An 18810-nucleotide genomic window follows, 5' to 3' on the forward strand; every position below is an offset into this window, starting at 1 on the left:
ATCATGATGTTACAATCGCTTTTACAAGACATATCGTGATGAAGCGCGTACCGAACGAGACAAAGGGACGTATTTTGAGCGTTTTGCACTTGCTTATCTGAGATATGATCCTCTCCAGCTTGAACAATATGAAAAGGTTCAAAGCTTTACAGATTGGGCTTATTATACGCATTGGTCTTGCCGATACACAACAAAGTCCAATCCATTGGGAAACTTTTGCAGCCAACGGCAAAGTTGTGCTGGAGGATAAAAAGAAATTGCGTCCACATCAACGCGATGCATTACATTGTGTGCGTGCTGGACTTACTGAAGCAGATCGTGGCAAGCTTATCATGGCCTGTGGAACGAGGAAAACCTTTACCAGTCTTAAAATCGCTGAGGATTTGGCGGGTAAAGGAAAGTTTGTCTTGTTTCTTATTCCTTCCCTTGCGTTAATGTCACAGGCAATACGTGAATGGACAACCGATGCAGAAATCGGATTACGATCCTTTGCTGTCTGTTCAGATACACAAGTGGGAAAGCGTCGTAAAAGGAGTGATGATATTGCTGAAATTGATGTGTTTGATCTTGCGTTTCCAGTAACAACCGATGCTGCTAAACTTGCCGAACGTGCAAGTAATGTTGTAGCAGATAAAATGACCGTTGTGTTTGCAACCTATCAATCCATTCAGGTTGTGGCTGATGCTCAAAAAAAGTATGGTTTTCCAACATTTATTTACAAATATTATAGAAGAAAGCGAAACAGCTGGTTTGCAAAGGCGTGATGCCATTACGGATGAAAGATTAGCCCATTTTAAAGCTGCTTATCCTCATGAAACCATAACGAAAGATGATCTATTCTATTATGTTTATGGATTGTTACATTCAGAAGATTACCGTGCTCGTTACGCTGATAACCTCTCTAAAGAGCTCCCTCGCATCCCTTGCGTAAAAAGTGTTGAAGATTTTCGGATGTTTGTAACAGCAGGGAGTAAATTAGGCAATTTGCACGTAAATTATGAAACTGTAGAGCCTTATCCTGTTACCTTTAAAAAAGGTGATCCTAAACTTACAGATATCACTAACCCTGAGAAGTTTTATTACGTTACAGAAATGAAGTTTGCAAAAGCGGATAAAGAAAAAGACAAGTCTACAGTTATTTACAACAGCAATATCATCATGACAGATATCCCTCTTGAAGCCTATGATTATGTTGTAAATGGTAGACCAGCTCTTGAATGGGTTATGAGGCGGCAGGTTGTCAAAACTGATAAAGCGAGTGGTTTGACTAATGATGCCAATTGCTACGCTGTTGACACCATTGGCAACCCTGCTTATCCCTTAGAATTGTTTCAAAGGATTATTACAGTAAGTTTAGAAACTATGAAGATTGTTAAAAACCTCCCAAAATGGAATTAAGAGAAACTAAAAACGTCAAATTATCCATTGTGCGGTAAAACAACACAAGAGGATAAGAATTCAAAATGAACGCGAGTGGCCCTGTGCAATGAGGTTTTAGCAACGATTATGGTTTTTCGTCCTGCCCTGGGGTTAGTTTTTATTGCTAAGCGTTTACGAGAGCAATGTTTATGATCTTGTGAGGAAAAAGATATTTTGTGGTGGTGATGGCGGTTTTAACCGCTTTTTTTGTAGCCGTAGTTAAGGCTTTTTGTTTGGGTAAGAAGACTGAACGGCAAAAACAAACAGCATCGTCAAGAGAGCAATAACACGGCTGGAAATAGAAAATGAAGTTAATAAGAAAAGTGATGCCGATGTGCGTTCTGATCTTGCTCAGTGGGTGCGTGATAAATGAATACGCTTCCTATATTGGTTTGTCTCCAATATATTTGGATAGAAACGACTTCATGCTCATCAGTCCAAATTTGGCAAGGAAAATCTTAAAGCACAACAAACAAGGCGCTCATGTATGTGGGTGGAAAGGTGCACAAAAGATCGAATTACAAAGGGAAAAACCTCGGTGCTTTTGATACTTGACACAAACCCAAAATCACCTTGAAAATAAGTTTTGATTTTTAGTGCATTATAAAGGAAAGTATGAAATCCTATTTCCTAATATTTATTTTAGAATTACTAATTTAGAATATAATAAAAACAATATCTTAGGCACGATAAAAAGTATTAATAGGTGCAGTAGAATGACAAATTTTCTTCCTTATTGTCTTGATATTTTACGTAATACAGATCGTGATCGTTATATATCAGTTTTATTTGCACCCAAACAAAAACGCCGAGCATTAGCTGCTCTTTACGCTTTTAATGCAGAGGTTGCTCGTATTCGCGAAAGTGTGCGTGATCCTCTTATTGGTGAGATACGATTACGTTGGTGGCGCGATTCTATTGCTAATGATGAAAGACAAAATATTGAGAGTAATCCGATTTTAAATGATTTATTAAAAACAATTACTTTGTTTAAGTTATCCAAAACAGCTTTTTTGCATTATTGTGATGCACGTATTTTTGATCTTTACAATAATCCAATAATAACTACTCACGATCTTGAAACTTATTGTAGTAAAACAGCAAGTACAATATTGCAGCTGTCTTGTCAGATATTAGATTTTGATGTGGCACCAAATTTTACAGATGCTTGTAAATATGGGGGAATAGCGCAAGCATTAAGTGGCATATTACGTCTTTTGCCATTGATGCAATCACGATATCAATGTTATTTTCCTAATGATATGTTAGAGTCTTTGGGGATAAGTCGGAAAGAGCTAGATTGTGATTGCATTAATGATGAACAAAAACAGCGGATCATTGAGGCTATGGTAGCGTTATCGCGAGATTACTATCTTAAGTTTTATGGGCATTCTGTTATTTTGCCTAAAACGCTTAAACCAGCATTTCTCCCGCTGGCAGTTACGCCGGCATCTTTGCAAAAAATAGTACAGTTGGGAGCAAAAGTTTTTCGGGAAAATGCAACTTCATTATTGCTTCATCGCTATTGGTTGATAACAAAAACAGCGATTAGTGGTAATTTTCCGCAATTATTTTAATAAGAATTTTGAGCTATTTAGCATTTTAAGTATATTTTATAGCTAATTCGTGATTGTATTAAATAATGGAAGAAGGGCTGTTGTTTATGTTCAATTATTTTCTAATATAGCCTTTGATAGTAATTTGGTGTATCGGCAATCACTTGATTACAACGATTTTGCCTAGAGCAAATATTGCAGGAGAGAACATGATCAATTTTAAAGCATAAGAATAATTTATTGTTATATTTTTAAGTGGTCATATTTATGATGCCGCATTCACCATTTTCACTGCCAAAGGCAAGGTAATGACCTGTTTTATCCCAACTGAGCGTTGAAATAGCGCTCTTGCTACAGAGTTTAAGAAATATTTCTTTTCCATCACTAAAATGTACACAAGAAATTATTCCATCATTAAAGCCTATAGCTACAATTTCTTTGCTTGGATGACATGAAACTACGCTAACAAGCGCATTTGCTCGTATGCCAAGTTCTAGCGGTGCTTTACCTATTGGACCATCTTTCGTATGAAAGGGCCAAATGATTGCAGCTGATGCACCTGATGTTGCTAACCATTTTCCTTTTGTGCTCCAAGACCAGCTTTTAACTTTGCTTGGATAGCCACTCATACGTAAATGTTGTTTGTCTGCAAGACGCCAACCATGTAAGGCATTCTCTTGCATTGTAGAAATTACATAATGATTATCTGGTGAGAAAATAACATCACAGTGTGCTCCTTTCCATTCTAATGTGGTTGGTACTGTTTGAGTCAACAACCAATGAAGAGTAACACCATTATAGTGTGCAACTGCAAGTCGTAATCCCTTTGGAGCGAAAGCTAAACCTTCTACACTGTATTTGTGGCAAAACTCTTGTAAACCTTTACCAATATTAGCTAGCATGAGACGGGAAGATGCAAAAGCAAATACATTATGTGGGCCAAAAGAAACACTGTTTATCCATTTGCCTTTTTGTATGCCTAATATTTCTACGCGACCATCTGCTGTTGTTTTACATACTTTCCCATCTTCTCCACCTGTTATAATAGCTGTCTTATCAGGAGAAAAGTAGCTTGAAATTATGCCTTTATGCACTTCAATGATTTGTGGACTTTGTTGAAGAAAAACAATCAAACCTTCTACTGAAACAAAAGCTGGTTTATCGTTAATAAAACCACAAGATAAACAATAACTTTTGAGATTATAAGGGATAACACTTGGCATTTTGACTCGCTTATATGCAATTTTCAAAATCAGTTTTTAATTTTTCAGCATCAAGAGAACGACCAATAAAAACAAGTCGGCTTTCACGTTTTTCATTTTGATGCCACGGGCGTTGATGCTGTCCTTCGAGAAGCATATGTATACCTTGGATAACGTAACGATTATCATCTCCGTGAAACGCGATAATACCTTTTAAGCGTAAAATATTAGGACCTTGTTCTTGGGTAACTTTTTGAAGCCATGAGAAAAACTTCTCTTGTTGAAGAGCACCTGTTTTTAAACTTATAGAGGTTATCGTAATATCATGTATAAGAGATTTATGGTTGTGCCTATGATGATGTTCATGATTACATTCGGGACTACACACATGATCGGGATTTTCATGATTAAGAAAATGAGGATCATTTTCTAGAACTCGTTGTAAGTCAAATGAACCACGATTAAGAATTTTATTAAGAGGAATGTTTGCACGTTCTGTTGCATAAATAATGGCATTAGAATTAATGGCATAAATGAGCGATTCAATATGTGCTCGTTCTTCTGCACTAACAAGATCGATTTTATTGAGCAAAATTATATCGGCGAAGGCGATTTGATCTTCTGCTTCAGGGCTTTCTTTCAGTTGAAGAGGTAGATGTTTTGCATCAATTAACGTAATAACACTGTCAAGGGCTGTTTTTTCACGTATAGTATCGTCCATAAAAAAAGTTTGTGCCACTGGAGTAGGGTCAGCAATTCCTGTTGTTTCTATAATAATAGCATCAAATCGGTTAGAACGTTGCATTAGACTTTCCAAAACGCGGATAAGATCGCCACGTACTGTACAGCAAACACAACCATTATTCATTTCATAAATTTCTTCTTCTGATTCAACAATCAGATCATTATCGATACCAATCTCACCAAATTCATTGACAATAATTGCATAACGTTTGTTATGATTTTCATTTAAAATACGATTGAGAAGAGTAGTTTTTCCCGATCCAAGATATCCTGTTAGGACTGTAACAGGAATTTTGAGGGGAGAATTGTGTATTTTTTCCATAATTATATCTTTCATTATAATGAATCTATTTTAAATTTCTTGATATCATCAAGTAAAGCGCGAAGCTCTCGGAGAACATGGGAAAAGATTGCTTCACCTGCTTGTGCTGTTGCTTGGCTTGCATTTCCGGCTGCTCCTTTCTCATTAAGATCACGCATCATCCATCCAAAAGCATGAGGTCCATAGGCTCGTAAATATCGATAATTTTGAATCATCTCAGCTTGCTTATTATGAAAATTTTCTGTTTTCTCCATATGTACTTTTTCTGGTGCTAAATATAGCATTAAGGAGGTTTCAATAAATCCGCCATGGATGTCAAGATGTGTCTGAGATGGTTCCATTAAGCCTTCTGGTAAACCGAAACGACTCCAACTTGTAGCCACTGCAAGCATTGCAAAACGTCTTCTTAATTCTGTAATAACGATGTTCATTAAAGGCGCATTACCTCCATGAGCATTGAGGATAAGAAAACGTCTGATGCCTTTATGATAACAATTTTCACCAATGTGGATCCAGCGCTCTATAGCCTTAGAAAAGGTCAATGTTTGTGTTCCAATAACATCCATATGTTCTACTGAATAACCAATTTTTTCAACTGGTAAGAGTGTAATTTGAAATTGCTCTTTTGTTGCTAAGGTAAGTGCTTTTGCAAAAGATTCAGCAATAATCCAGTCTGTTTCAAAGGGAAGGTGATTGCCATGATACTCATGTGCACCCAGAGGTAAAAGGGCGAGGGTAGGGATATCGGATACCATAAATTCATTGCCAAAAAAGAAGTAAATAGATTCACATGATACAATATGATGTAAGTAATTTTCTTCAACTTTAGTCCATATATAGAAGAAACGCAAATATAGAGTGTTTTTTGTATCGAAATATGTATGAAGTAAAATCAAAACTTTATTGGAAGTGGTGTTATGAATTATTTAGATGAGTTCATTGTTTTTTAGAGTAATTAATTCTAATGAGTATCAAATGTTCTGGATATAATTATGCTTCTAAAAGTAATGCGTATTTATATATTTGAAAGACAGAAATTTCTTTGTATCTTACAAAAATTGATTATTTTTGTTTAAATAATGAGGATGATTTTATAATCGAAATAGAAAAGCTAAAAAAGTAGAATGAAGCACAAGTAGAATTGATTAATTTAAAAGATAATTTTCGCAGTTATTGAATAATGTGGCTGTTGTTTATATTGTACTTTATAATTAAGATGAAATAAATTATATAAAGTATTGAAAATAAACTTTTATATGAATTTGAATTTATTGATTATCAAAGATAATTTCGTAGTTATTGCATAATGTGGTTATTGTTTATATTTATACTTTATGATTAAGATGAGAGAAACTGTATAAGACATTGAATAATAAAATTTTATCTGATAATTTTTGTTAAAAGATGAGATTTGTATTGTGAAAGTTAAGGTTGATTAATTTACGTTTAAAAGTGCTGCTATTTTAAATAGAGTTACAGTAAATTTTCATTTGAAAATAGCTCAACATGGATTTTGGTAACAAGAAAACATCTTATAAATATACACTTTATTCTTATAGTTTAAAATTTATCTAAAATAAACAGATGGTGCACAAAGATTGTTGGGAAATAATGAGAAGTGAGAAAATAGATTTAATAAGGATGTTTGGAATTATCGTTTTCAGAGTGAATATATTTTTCTACATATTACTAGTAATTATGAGAAAATGAGAAGACAAGTTTTTCATATTTAGTTATAGTCGGAAGTATTGCTATGCTTCAAATCTATCTTATCTTTGAATATGGGGATGAAGCTGATTCTAACTGTAATGCTATAATAACAGATATTGTATTAAATACGTTAGAGAGTGACACATAATTTGTATATCATATCCTTTGCGAGACTAGGAATTTGTGACAAATTACTTCTTTAATCTTAGGATATGAAAAAAGCCAAAACAGTACTTTTAAAAGTGATCAGGAATAATGTGTGCTATCCTGTAGCATGCACTTTTATATGAATGAACTTTTTCCTATGATTTGTTTAAGAGGAATATGAAGTTTAAAGGGGTGATAAAAAGCAATATTAAAAGGTAACTGTGTGAGTGCTTCTTTAATGAGAATAAATTTTATGATGATCTGTGATGGTTTTATTTTTGAAACGCAGTTGTAGGTTATATTAGCCTCTTGGTTACCATTTGACAAAAGCTTTTACAATGATCAAAGAGGTGCATGCTGTTTCTTTTTATAGAAAATTTCATTATGCACATAGTGATGCAACAAGATGGGTTGTGCATTTTAAGATGCGTTCTAGTTGAGAGGTTTCACTTCAATAATAGAAGTATTTTTAAATATTTGGTCCAATGATCTATCAATATAGTATTTCATAGTAAGCTAGTATATCAGCATAAATTTACTAAAGCAGGCTTTTCTAGGGAGAGATCTTTGCATGGAGTGTTTTATCAATTCTAATTTACCTATCTTTACATAAAACACAAAATGTATTAAATTATGTAAGATTTACTTAGTTTTGTATTTCTCATTTTAAGTGGGTGCTTTTCATATTTAAATGCAGGGGAGAAAGTGTGAAATGAATTATGATCAAAGTATTTAATAGTTATTTATATCTCTTTACAGCAGCTATTTTTTGTTTTTTTCAAGATAATGTGAAATCAAAACCTAATCAATCATCTGAGTGTGATGAAAATAAGGTAGGTCCTACGTCAATTTATAAATGTAGTAATGGTGAGGAAAAAATAGTCAACAATAAGAATTTTCAGACAATAATAGCAGAGGGAAAAGGTGTAGATATTAATGGGACAAATATAACGCTTGGTGGTGTAGATAAAATGCCTAAAAAGGCTGAGAACATTAAAAATAATATATATGGTGTCGATGTATTAAAAGAAGGAAAAGTCGTTTTAACGCACTCGGTTGTGAGTAATACACATGTAGCTCTTAATGTGAGCAATGGAATAATTGGAATGTATAATGGTACAATTAAAGAAAGCAACATAGCTGTTCAGGCGTTGGGGAGACCAACGAATGTTATTTTAGTCAATCCACAGATTGAGACGAAAGAGGGGAAAGCAAGTCTTGTGAGTATGGGAGGGGCAAGTGTTGAAGTTAAAAATGGTGGGGTAATTAATTTTACAAACAGTAATGCGGTTTATGCGGCGCTGGCAGGGAAAGTTACGTTCGATGGTACATATATTACCGGAACAGGTGCGATAAAAGAACAAAAAAATTACGCTGTTTTTTATATAGATCATGGTGGTGATCTTGATTTTAAGAATGGCAATATTAACGTTATTGGCGCTTATGGCCTATTAATGGACAATACAGTTGCTACTTCTAATTCCATTTCTTTGAATTCATTGGGTGAAGATTTACAAAGCGATAAAAGTAATATTGACATGACGAAAGCCAATATAGAAGGAACAACTATTGAGATAAAAGGAGATGAATTCTATGGTATATATTTTAAAGGAGAGAATGCAGCAGGTAATACAATAGAGGCAGAAAACAATGCAATAGGTGTAGTCGAAGAGGGTAAGAAAAATTTAGATATTACAGACATTAAATTTGCAGTGCGACTTGTTAATTTAAAAAATACGAAACTGACTGTTGCAGGAGGTCCAGCTATTTATAGTGCCGGTACAGCAGGAGGTAATATTAGCTTATTCAATAGTTCTATTAGTGCTGATCATTTATTATTAATGGCTGAAAAGAAATCCTCTGTACTTGTCTTAGCTGATAATTCTTTATTGACAGGGGGTAGTTATGTTGATGCTAGCTCTACTGCTGAACTTTATTTAAGCGGTAATTCTATGTGGTTTTTGACACAAAAAAAACAGAAAAATTCTCGAAATTTAGATTCAAACAATTTGTATATTTCAGTACTCGGTCTTGATAACAGTTCCATTAATTTTAAAAAATTAAAGTCTAATGAAGCCTATAATTATAAAACACTTCACATTGGGAAAGGAGGAGGCAATGTTTATATTGCAAAGGATAATGCGCAGATCCATTTAAACACAAGTTTGAACCCTGATGGTTCGCTTGATAGTCAGAAAACTGATAGAGTTTTGATCCATGGCAATGTATCTGGTACGACCACTGTTTATGTTACTGGTCAAAATGGAAGTTCGAAAGGTGCTATAGGGAAGAACGGGAATACTCAGGGTATTTCGCTTATTCAGGTTTCCGGTACAGCACAAGAATATTCCTTCAAGCTGAATGGCGATTATATTACAATCGATGGTTCACCTTATAGGTATGGTCTTTTTGCTTATGGTCCAGGTTCTTCTCGTGGTCAGGCTAATCCTGAGCAAAGGTTAGTTAATAGTGAGGGAAGTAATTTTTGGGATTATCGTCTACAGCGTGAATATATTTCACCGCCAACCCCAGCGCCCAAACCAGTGCCAGCAAAACCGGAACCATTACCACCATCACCAGCGCCGGCGCCAATGCCACCAGCGCCAGAACCAGGTCCAAGAGTGCCAGCAGTTGTGCCACAACTACCAAGTTATTTGCTCTTACCTCACGCTTTATTTCACGCAGGTGTGGTAGATATGAGCAATCAACACGAACTTTTGGAAATTATACACAATGCTTCCAATGAAGCTGATAACAATAGAAAGACAAGCTTTTTTATACGCGGTTATGGGAGTAATCATCGCTATACTTCAAATTTGTCTGTTTTTGAACATGGGTATGGAGCTGATCTTGACTATAATAGTATGACAGCAGGTGTTGTCTTAAAGACATTAGAGAATAAACAGAGTGCTTTGTCTTTTGGAATGATGGGGACGTATGGTAGGCTCTCTCTTCAGCCTCTTGCTGTTAAACAAAGTCAAAAGAGTGTTTTTAACAAATGGTCGGGCAAGCTTTATGCTCATTTACAGCATGATGCAGGCTTTTATGTGAATGGATTTCTCTCTTACGATCTTTTAAAGGGTGATGTTATAACCCTTGCTCGAGGTAAAACGGCAGCATTACAAGGGAGACTTTTGAGTACCTCTTTGATGGGAGGTCAGGCTATTATCACAGGCTATAATGGTTTTATTATTGAGCCGCAGCTTCAAGTTATTTATCAGTCTATCATGTTTGATAAAGCTCGTGATATTGATCGGTTTGATATTGAGCTAGGGAAGCATGATCAATTGATAGCACGCGTTGGTGGTTCTTTAACAAAGGCTGTTACTTCTTTTGAAAAGGCACGTGTCGTTTCCTTTTATGGCAAACTTCATCTTGCACATAGTTATGAAAAGAAGCGGATAGTATATTTTAAAGATGCTTTTCAGTTAGGTGCATTTGGTTCTACAGTTGAAACAGGTATGGGTGTTCATGCCCAATTATCTAATACTATAGCACTGCATGGCGATTTGTTATACAAACATAAATTAACCAAAGCTGGCTTTTCTGGTACAAGCATTTCTGGCGGTGTACGCTATCAATTTTAGTCCTTTAAAATTAGTCTGTTTTGTTTTGAACAACTGTTTGTCAGTTTCGTTAAGTTTTTTAGCGGAATTTACAGAGGGTCCGATTCTATGCGTAGTTTAATTTCAGTAGCTAATTATGCTAACATTCTTATTATTACTTACTTTTTGTCGTTCTATTAATGGAGCTAAAGTTGTGGTGCATATTGCTTCTAATAGAGAATTTTCTAGAAAAATAATGTAAAGAAATTTGTATATGCCTACACCTTCTATTACTGTTTTAGTAGTGTTAACATTGATATTATATGCTAGTTTTCTGCTTTTCTCTTAAAGAGGGTATATCACAGGTGGTTTTTGTCTTGGTGGTTATGGTTACATGATGAAGAAAGTTGAGGCTTCTAAAGGAGATATTATAACTATCATGCCAGATGGTATCCTTGTTAACGGCAATCTTTTGCTGCATAGCAAGCTGCGCTCCATAGATACGAATGGCAGATCGTTGCCACGTTATCAAGCCGATAACTATACACTAGGTAATTGTGAGTTTCTTCTCATGTCGGATATTAGCGATATTTCTTTTGATGGTCGCTACTTTGGTCCAATCAATTGCTCTCAAATTAAGACTGTCATTCGTCCAATCATTACTTGGTAAAAATGGGATTTACATGTGAAACTTTTATCGTTCGAAAACCAATTGTCGTCAGAATGACGATATTAACCGAAGGGGAAACACCATGATAAAACACAACAATATCAATTTTGATGAAACGATTTCTAATGAGCAAAAATATGCTGATGAAGTGCTGAACGAGAAGTTGAGAGCACTTATGATACCAGGGTTAAAAGTTGAATTTGATCCAGAAGAAGCAGAGCGGCTTGGTGCATTTTTTGAGGATACATTGTCTGAGGAAGATGCGCTTGATGGCGCTATAGATCTAGTGGATGCTGTTGTTTGCGATAGTGGAGAAAGATAAGACATGATTGATAAAAAAGAATTATTTACAGAACTTGTCGCTAAACAACTGATTGAACAAATTAAAATTGGTACGGCCCCTTGGCAAGTATCATGGAGAGCAGCGATGGGTGGCGGCTATATGCCAATGAATCCCAGAACTGGTAATCGATATAGGGGAGAAACTTCATGTAAAAAATTTTCTGTAGGAGTAGGAGAGGCGGTAGCCAATCAAAAGCAGTTATGGTGAGTAAATTAGATCTTGCTGTCAGGTTTACTGGCTGGGTTGGTAATGATATTCTGGGAACGTTTGATTATTAGTACCTTGAAAGAACTTCTCTTGATTTGAGAAGGTTGCATATTAATCCGAAAATGGAGAAAATACAATTATTATTGTAGAGGAATCTAATATGGCTATAAGTTAGAATATATTGAGCAGGTAAGAGAAGCATTTGTTATTCTGAGACTTTGATGATGTAACTAGAAATTCTAATGGATATATAATATTGGCTGCAGCTAAGTTGGGTGTGATGTTGGAATATTATATTATTAGATCTAGTACCTGGATCTGACTTCCTCAAAAACTTTATCATTTAGCTCATATTATGACATTATGACACCTGATGAAACGGACACCGAGAAATTAACAAGTATTTATTCGGTGGATATAAAAGCAGCTCATTTAGCGGTAAAGTATTTTTAGAGTATGGATTAGTGATGTTTTTATGGGAAAAAAGGAGCCTATTTTTCACAAAAATATAGCCGATTTTATTCCTCCTTTTCAGGTGAAGACAGTTGATACTGTTACAGCTGACGATAGCTGTAATGATGATTTGGTTTTTGGTTCAACAATAGATATGTCTTTTGCAGAAAGTATCCGTTTAGCTGCTACATGCGCTGCTTTGGCAATTACAAAAAAAGAGCACTTGATTCCATTCCCCATTGTGGGAAGAAGTTAATACTCTTCTTCAAAATCAAAGTGTAGTACAAATCTAATACATAGGATAAAGTTTTTTATTTCTACGCTAATAAATTTAAGGTTGCAATTTTTTGATAGAATTATCACACGTAATTTTTTTACATAATTATCAACAGATGCCATAAAATAAGCTAATTTTACCAGATAATAAAGATTAAAAGTGCCTTATTACCTGATAATAAGATTTACGTATTTTTATCATATAAAAGCTATTGCTTAGAAAGCGTTTCTTTGTGTGCTATGCTTCGAATAAGTAAATCGATAAATAAACTAAGAGCATAAGAGTTAGCGAGCTTTGCTTTCATATTAACAAGGGAAGTTGCTGCTTTAGGATTTAGGCCGTTAGTGATACCTTGTGATAGTAAGTATTGTTGTAATTTCTCATAAGAGCTTTCAATTTTCTCTTGATTCGGCTCATCACTATGAGCACTATTTAAGAGGATATCCTCAAGCCCTTCAATCTTTTTAATGAAATATTCCCAGTCAAATTCCCCTTTAGTATATTCCGTATCGAACATTTTACCTCGCCCAGTTAAAAGCCAATTGATATTGACTCCATACAACATACGATATGTTTGTAATACACTGAGATTAGGTTCTCTTTCTCCACGCTCATAAAAAGCGATAGAGTTTTTTGTCATATTAAACTGTTTGGCTAATGTTTCACGTGGCGGGTCACCTAAGGCAATACGTATATGACGTAAACGTTTTCCAAATATAGTTTTCGCTTCTGTTTCAGGACGCGCCATAAATTATCTCCCTCAAATAAATCATTATGGTGTGGGTTTTTGTCCATAAAGGCACACAATGTACTAGAGTATCATTACTTTATAATAACATTTGTAGTCAACATTTATAATTTTAGTCCTCTTATTTTTTTAATTTTTTTAGTAAAAATTTTAAAAAAAACCGTATATTTTTATTGGTATTCTATAATTTATCTTGAAAAAAATAAATTTTTCAAATTTTCTCTTGTTTTTTCTTAAAAAGATTTCATATAACTTTTTCTATATGCATTATGCATTTTATTTTGCATCTTAATGGATGCAATACTTCGATTATACAAATGTAGGTTGAAGAGATGGATTTTGAGGAACAATCATGGCCCTATTAGGTTATTTTAAGTGGGCTTTTTTTTTCACAGTTATTGGTATCTTTTTGGGTGGCTTCATTGGTTGGCTCGAAACAGGAACTATTGTTGGTTGTCTTAAATATTTTTTTATTTGCTGTGTTTTGGGAATTTTAGAGATTTCGTTATCTTTTGATAATTCTATTATCAATGTTCGTTTTCTCAAAGAAATGAATCAGCTATGGCGCCGTCGTTTTTTGACATGGGGCATTTTGATTGCAGTGTTTGGCATGCGAATTATTTTTCCATTGTTAGTAGTTGCTATTGCTGCTTGGATTAATCCAATTGCTGCAATTAAATTGGCAATATGGGATCCCCATCGATATGCTGCAATTTTAATGGATGCTCATAAAGGTATTGCAGCTTTTGGTGCTACCTTCCTTATGATGGTTGGTTTAAAATATTTTTTTGATTCTGAAAAAAAAATACATTGGTTCGTTTTTATAGAAAAACCAGCTCAAAAGCTTGGTTCATTTGTGAAGATTGATATTATAATTATTTTGATTCTTATGTTATTTATTTCAGAACAGATTGTGGCAGAAAATAAGTTAACTGTTTTATTCGCAATGCTGTATGGGCTTGTGACGTTTTTGCTTGTCGAAGCGATTTGTTCACTTTTGGATTCTCAAAAAAACACTTTGAGTGCAGTTGCTAAAGGAGGAGCAGGTTCATTTCTTTATTTAGAAGTTCTAGATGCTAGTTTTTCTTTTGATGGTGTGGTGGGTGCTTTTGCTTTTTCTCATAATCTTTTTATTATTGCTATTGGTCTCGGTATTGGTGCATTTTATGTGCGAGCTATGACGATTATGTTGTTTGAAACAGGAACGTTATTGCATTATCGCTATTTAGAGCATGGCGCTTTTTATGCAATTTTAATTTTGGCCATGATTATGTATATGCAAATTATTATGTCGATTCCAGAAGTATTAACAGGATTCATTGGCGTATGTATTATTGGAATGGCATTTTATTCTTCTATTCGTTTTAAATCTAATCATTCAGATGAACAGATTACATTGCAATAGTTATGAAGACTTCATGGTTGTTATCATAGCAGTTAGAAAAGGGATTTAAGAGACCATCAATAATTCTATACCAACATCATTCATAGCTTTGAGCATCGTATTAAGTGAGCCATTCAGATCAATGCCAGCACAAGCATTCAACAAAACACTAACTTTAAAACCACATTTTACAGCATGCATTGCAGAAAATCCAACACAGAAATCAGTTGCTAAGCCACACATAACTAATGTTGTAAAATCATGTTCTTTAAGATAACTGTGTAAACCTGTTGGTGTTTTCTGGTCATTTTCAAAGAAGGCGGAATAACTATCAATTTGTTTATTGTAACCTTTCCGAAGGATAAGTTGCGCTTTTTCAATTTTGAGAGATGGATGAAATTCCGCTCCTTGTGTTCCTTGTATACAATGATCAGGCCAAAGTATTTGGAGACCATAGTCAAGACTCACAGTATCATAAAGAGCTTTCTCTAGATGAGAAGAAGCAAAGCTGCAATGGTTTTTGGGGTGCCAATCTTGGGTTAAAATAACATGATCAAAACGAGTTATAAGGTTATTGACAGCAGGGAGAATGGCATCACTTTGTGGTATTGCAAGTGCTCCGCCTGGTAAGAAATCATTTTGAACATCAATAACGATTAAAGCTTGCTTTTTCATGAATTTATTCCAGTAATCTGGTGGATGGTTTGCTTTTTTAAGGTGCTGTTTCATTTTGAAGTTTTGAAATAATCTGATGAATATCAGTACTCATTTTATCATCATCAAACCAAAAGAGAGGAATAGATAAATCTTTACAGTAATTGTGATAATTTTTCATCAATTGTAGCCATTTGCCAATGGGCAGAGAGTGGTAGTCAACAATTGCTATATGTTTGCGCAGAGCCTTAGTGATCATAGGGCTTTGAACATCAGATCCTATGAGACGGCGTTCATTTTTTAAACATAGTTTGTACAACATTAAAAGAAAAGGTGAATACCATTTTGGTCTATAACACAAAAGTGCCGAAAAGAGATGAGGATTTTTTGCAGCATATTTTACAGCCCATAGGATAAGGAAAGAAGGGGCATAAAGGATGGGTTTATTTTTGGGTTCTGTATGGCATTGATAGATTGGTTTGATACGATAAAAACATAATTTTAGATCTGGTATAGAAAAAAGAAATGATTTTTGATAACACGTATCAGGTATAGCTAAGAGTATTTGATTTTTTCTCTTTAAAGGAGTGTTTTTTTGCATTTAGAGTCGCAGTAGGGCTTGTGAGATCAGAAAAAATATACCAATATAGAGCAAAGAGTTATCAGGGCAAGAATTAAATATTACAAGTTACAAAATTTAATAAAAGCTTCATACTACAAATTTTAATAATATTGCACGATATAAAGAGAAATTTATGGCACGTCAATTTATCTATCATATGGCTGGGCTTAATAAAGCTTATGGCAATAAAAAAATTTTGGAAAATATCCATTTGTCTTTTTATCCAGATGCAAAAATCGGCATTTTAGGTCCAAATGGTGCAGGTAAATCAACCATTTTACGTATTATGGCTGGATTAGATAAAGAATATACAGGAGAAGCATGGCTTGCTGAGGGAGCGCGTTGTGGCTATCTTCCGCAAGAACCTGTTCTCAATACAAGTAAAGATGTCCGTGGAAATGTGATGGAAGGGCTTGCTGATAAGCAAGCAATTGTAGATCGTTATAATGAACTGATGATGAATTATAGTGATGAGACTGTTGATGAGAGCGCTCGACTTCAGGATATTATTGATAGTCAGAATCTATGGGATTTAGAAAGCCAAGTAGAAATGGCTATGGCTGCTCTTGGTTGTCCATCAGGGGATGAGGATGTGACAAAACTTTCAGGAGGTGAGAAACGGCGTGTTGCACTTTGTAGATTGCTTTTGTCAAAGCCTGATTTATTGCTTTTAGATGAACCAACAAATCATTTAGATGCTGAAACGACCGCTTGGCTTGAAAGGCATTTACGTGAATATTCAGGCGCAGTGCTTTTAATTACCCATGATCGTTATTTTCTCGATAATGTAACAGGTTGGATTTTAGAATTAGATCGCGGTAAAGGAATTCCTTATGAAGGTAATTATTCTGCTTATTTGGATGCTAAAGCTAAACGTATAGCGCAAGAAAGTCGCGAAGAAGTTGCTCGTCAGCGTGCATTATCACGCGAGAAAGAGTGGATAGCTTCTAGCCCAAAGGCGCGTCAGGCAAAATCGAAAGCGCGTATTAAAGCTTATGATGCATTAGTTCAGGCGGCGCATGAGCGTCGTTCTGGGGATGCACAGATTATTATTCCTATTGGTGAAAGATTGGGACAGGTTGTTATTGAAGTTGATAATCTGTCAAAAGCATATGGTAATCGTGTATTGATTGATTCTCTTTCTTTCAAGTTACCTGCAGGTGGTATTGTTGGGGTTATTGGTCCTAATGGTATGGGAAAATCGACCTTATTTAAAATGTTGACTGGGCAAGAGAAACTTGATTCAGGGCAGATCCGTATTGGAGAAACAGTTCAGATGAGTTATGTTGACCAAAGCCGTGATGCATTGGCAGGTGATAAAACTGTTTGGGAAGAAATTTCCGGTGGAAATGACATCATTAAGTTGGGCAAACATGAAGTAAATAGTCGTGCTTATTGTGGTGCTTTTAATTTTAAAGGTGCAGATCAACAGCAGAAAGTAGCACAGTTGTCAGGAGGGCAGCGCAATCGTGTGCATTTAGCTAAGCTTTTGAAAGAAGGAGGAAATGTTCTTCTTCTTGATGAGCCAACAAATGATCTCGATACAGAAACATTGGGTGCCTTAGAAGATGCGTTGGAGAGCTTTGCTGGTTGTGCAGTTATTATATCCCATGATCGTATGTTTCTTGATCGATTGGCAACACATATTTTGGCTTTTGAGGGGGATGGTCATGTGGAATGGTTTGAAGGTAATTTTTCTGAATACGAAGCAGATAAGGTTAGTCGTCTTGGCCCGGATTCTATGAGTTTTAGGCGTTTCAGTTACAAACCTCTTACACGTTAAAATTATTTTTTTTGAATTGTTACTGAGCAGATGTTGATGTCATCCATGTTTCTTCACGTTTCAAAAGGCGATTTGCACCCCATTCAATAAGTGTTTTGTTAATTGCATCAAAGACAAAAAAGAGTGCTGAATCTCGATCATAACCCTCACAAAGTAAATTATCATACTCTGTATGCTGGTGGCGTATATGAGCAATTGTTGCGAGCCAAACTGCAATGGAAGGAGGAAGATATTTCATCGAGGCGTGTGTGGCAGCAGTACAAATACATTGGCTATCACGGTATGGAACCTGTGGGATAAGGGTTATTAGTTCTTTAGAAATTATCTGTTTTCTGCGAATTATCATAAGTCTCGTTTTCATACTACTTTGTTATTTTCATTTTATTTGATAACACAAAAATGATGCTTGTAATTGATCATTGAATAGTTAGCGTTTTGATTCCCACATTTTATTTATGATATGGTATCAGTAATTGAGCACTTAAGAACAGAGAGTACATAATCAAATGTATTTTTATAGAAATAAAGATACTTTTATAGCGTGTTTATCGTTAAGCTTATTTAGTAGGGATTTGCCATTTTATAATTCTATAGGAATAGAGAGGAAGTATGTGTATATTGATCAGTATTTCATTACAGCTTATTACTGGTTTAGAAGTTATTGATAACAATTTTGAATTATGAAAAGATTTCGGTGAAATTTTAATAAAAATTAAGATGATTAGAGAGAATCTGATGACAAATTTTTAAATAGGTTTGCTCCAAATTGGATCATTTTTTGAATATTTTTTGCCTTAATTTTTCCATTTTCATACGAAATTTAATCTTTTTAATGTTTTTTTATAAGAATTTCTTGCCGTTTAAAATATTTTATTTCATATAAAAAGCATTGTGTCATTCACCTTAATGGGTGATGCAAGCAGGCAGTCAGGGAACCTCTCCCCCCCCCCCCGCGTGGATTCCTTAGATTGTCTGACCCGACTGAAGAGTACTTCAGTCGGTTTTTTTTTAATTATATAGGTTC

General features: G+C 34.9%; 15 protein-coding genes and 3 pseudogenes. 11 read left to right on the forward strand and 7 right to left on the reverse strand.

What is annotated here, in order from left to right:
* Positions 1-3 precede the first annotated feature (3 nt).
* From ACJTDF_RS01095 to ACJTDF_RS01110, 4 genes and pseudogenes are all read left to right on the forward strand, one after another.
* A pseudogene (locus ACJTDF_RS01095) lies at positions 4-713 on the forward strand (DEAD/DEAH box helicase family protein); the annotation flags it as partial.
* A pseudogene (locus ACJTDF_RS01100) lies at positions 709-1436 on the forward strand (type ISP restriction/modification enzyme); the annotation flags it as partial. The pseudogenes ACJTDF_RS01095 and ACJTDF_RS01100, both read left to right, overlap by 5 nt.
* 168 nt (positions 1437-1604) lie before the next feature.
* Positions 1605-1792, forward strand: a pseudogene (locus ACJTDF_RS01105) (hypothetical protein).
* A 343-nt stretch (positions 1793-2135) separates the two neighbouring features.
* Positions 2136-2996: a phytoene/squalene synthase family protein gene (locus ACJTDF_RS01110; RefSeq protein ID WP_407965776.1), complete on the forward strand. Its 861-nt coding sequence runs from the start codon at positions 2136-2138 to the stop codon at positions 2994-2996.
* Between the two features lie 230 nt (positions 2997-3226).
* Here the strand turns inward: ACJTDF_RS01110 and ACJTDF_RS01115 are convergent, their stop codons facing one another.
* From ACJTDF_RS01115 to ACJTDF_RS01125, 3 genes are read right to left on the reverse strand one after another with little or no spacing between them, the layout of a single operon-like run.
* Positions 3227-4198 (reverse strand): WD40 repeat domain-containing protein, encoded by a 972-nt coding sequence (locus ACJTDF_RS01115; RefSeq protein ID WP_407965777.1) that lies wholly within the window; start codon positions 4196-4198, stop codon positions 3227-3229.
* Between the two features lie 10 nt (positions 4199-4208).
* The gene (locus ACJTDF_RS01120) at positions 4209-5243 is read right to left on the reverse strand and encodes a CobW family GTP-binding protein (protein WP_407965778.1); all 1035 of its coding nucleotides are present in this window, start codon (positions 5241-5243) and stop codon (positions 4209-4211) included.
* A 14-nt stretch (positions 5244-5257) separates the two neighbouring features.
* Positions 5258-5998, reverse strand: coding sequence for a creatininase family protein (locus ACJTDF_RS01125; RefSeq protein WP_407965779.1), 741 nt, complete (start codon positions 5996-5998; stop codon positions 5258-5260).
* A gap of 1821 nt (positions 5999-7819) precedes the next feature.
* On the opposite strand from ACJTDF_RS01125, the gene ACJTDF_RS01130 reads away from it, so the two are divergent.
* The 5 genes from ACJTDF_RS01130 (at position 7820) to ACJTDF_RS01150 (ending at position 12574) form a co-directional block, all read left to right on the forward strand.
* Positions 7820-10687, forward strand: a complete 2868-nt coding sequence (locus ACJTDF_RS01130) for an autotransporter outer membrane beta-barrel domain-containing protein (RefSeq protein ID WP_407965780.1) — start codon at positions 7820-7822, stop codon at positions 10685-10687.
* Between the two features lie 355 nt (positions 10688-11042).
* Complete coding sequence (locus tag ACJTDF_RS01135) at positions 11043-11315, forward strand: S26 family signal peptidase (protein ID WP_407965781.1); 273 nt, start codon at positions 11043-11045, stop codon at positions 11313-11315.
* 82 nt (positions 11316-11397) lie between these two features.
* Positions 11398-11637: a hypothetical protein gene (locus ACJTDF_RS01140; RefSeq protein WP_407965782.1), complete on the forward strand. Its 240-nt coding sequence runs from the start codon at positions 11398-11400 to the stop codon at positions 11635-11637.
* A 3-nt stretch (positions 11638-11640) separates the two neighbouring features.
* On the forward strand, positions 11641-11865 hold the full coding sequence (locus ACJTDF_RS01145; RefSeq protein ID WP_407965783.1) for an ArdC-like ssDNA-binding domain-containing protein: 225 nt from the start codon (positions 11641-11643) through the stop codon (positions 11863-11865).
* A gap of 475 nt (positions 11866-12340) precedes the next feature.
* Positions 12341-12574, forward strand: coding sequence for a PfkB family carbohydrate kinase (locus ACJTDF_RS01150; protein WP_407965784.1), 234 nt, complete (start codon positions 12341-12343; stop codon positions 12572-12574).
* Positions 12575-12803: 229 nt separating this feature from the next.
* On the opposite strand, the gene ACJTDF_RS01155 is transcribed toward ACJTDF_RS01150, so the two are convergent.
* Complete coding sequence (locus ACJTDF_RS01155) at positions 12804-13343, reverse strand: helix-turn-helix domain-containing protein (RefSeq protein WP_407965785.1); 540 nt, start codon at positions 13341-13343, stop codon at positions 12804-12806.
* 352 nt (positions 13344-13695) lie between these two features.
* On the opposite strand from ACJTDF_RS01155, the gene ACJTDF_RS01160 reads away from it, so the two are divergent.
* A complete protein-coding gene (locus ACJTDF_RS01160) occupies positions 13696-14748 on the forward strand; it encodes a DUF475 domain-containing protein (RefSeq protein ID WP_407965786.1) in 1053 nt (350 codons plus the stop codon).
* Between the two features lie 45 nt (positions 14749-14793).
* Here ACJTDF_RS01160 and pncA read toward each other — a convergent pair whose 3' ends face one another.
* Positions 14794-15402, reverse strand: a complete 609-nt coding sequence (gene pncA, locus ACJTDF_RS01165) for a bifunctional nicotinamidase/pyrazinamidase (RefSeq protein ID WP_407965787.1) — start codon at positions 15400-15402, stop codon at positions 14794-14796.
* Positions 15403-15439: 37 nt separating this feature from the next.
* Positions 15440-15982: a hypothetical protein gene (locus tag ACJTDF_RS01170; protein ID WP_407965788.1), complete on the reverse strand. Its 543-nt coding sequence runs from the start codon at positions 15980-15982 to the stop codon at positions 15440-15442.
* Between the two features lie 154 nt (positions 15983-16136).
* Here ACJTDF_RS01170 and ettA point away from each other — a divergent pair, with 154 nt between their 5' ends.
* Positions 16137-17786: an energy-dependent translational throttle protein EttA gene (gene ettA / locus ACJTDF_RS01175; RefSeq protein WP_407965789.1), complete on the forward strand. Its 1650-nt coding sequence runs from the start codon at positions 16137-16139 to the stop codon at positions 17784-17786.
* Between the two features lie 19 nt (positions 17787-17805).
* Here ettA and ACJTDF_RS01180 read toward each other — a convergent pair whose 3' ends face one another.
* Entirely contained in the window at positions 17806-18147 is a 342-nt protein-coding gene (locus tag ACJTDF_RS01180; protein ID WP_407965790.1) for a DUF2293 domain-containing protein, read from the reverse strand.
* Positions 18148-18810 lie beyond the last annotated feature (663 nt).

Source organism: Bartonella bennetti (genome assembly GCF_045945445.1).
Taxonomy (GTDB): domain Bacteria; phylum Pseudomonadota; class Alphaproteobacteria; order Rhizobiales; family Rhizobiaceae; genus Bartonella.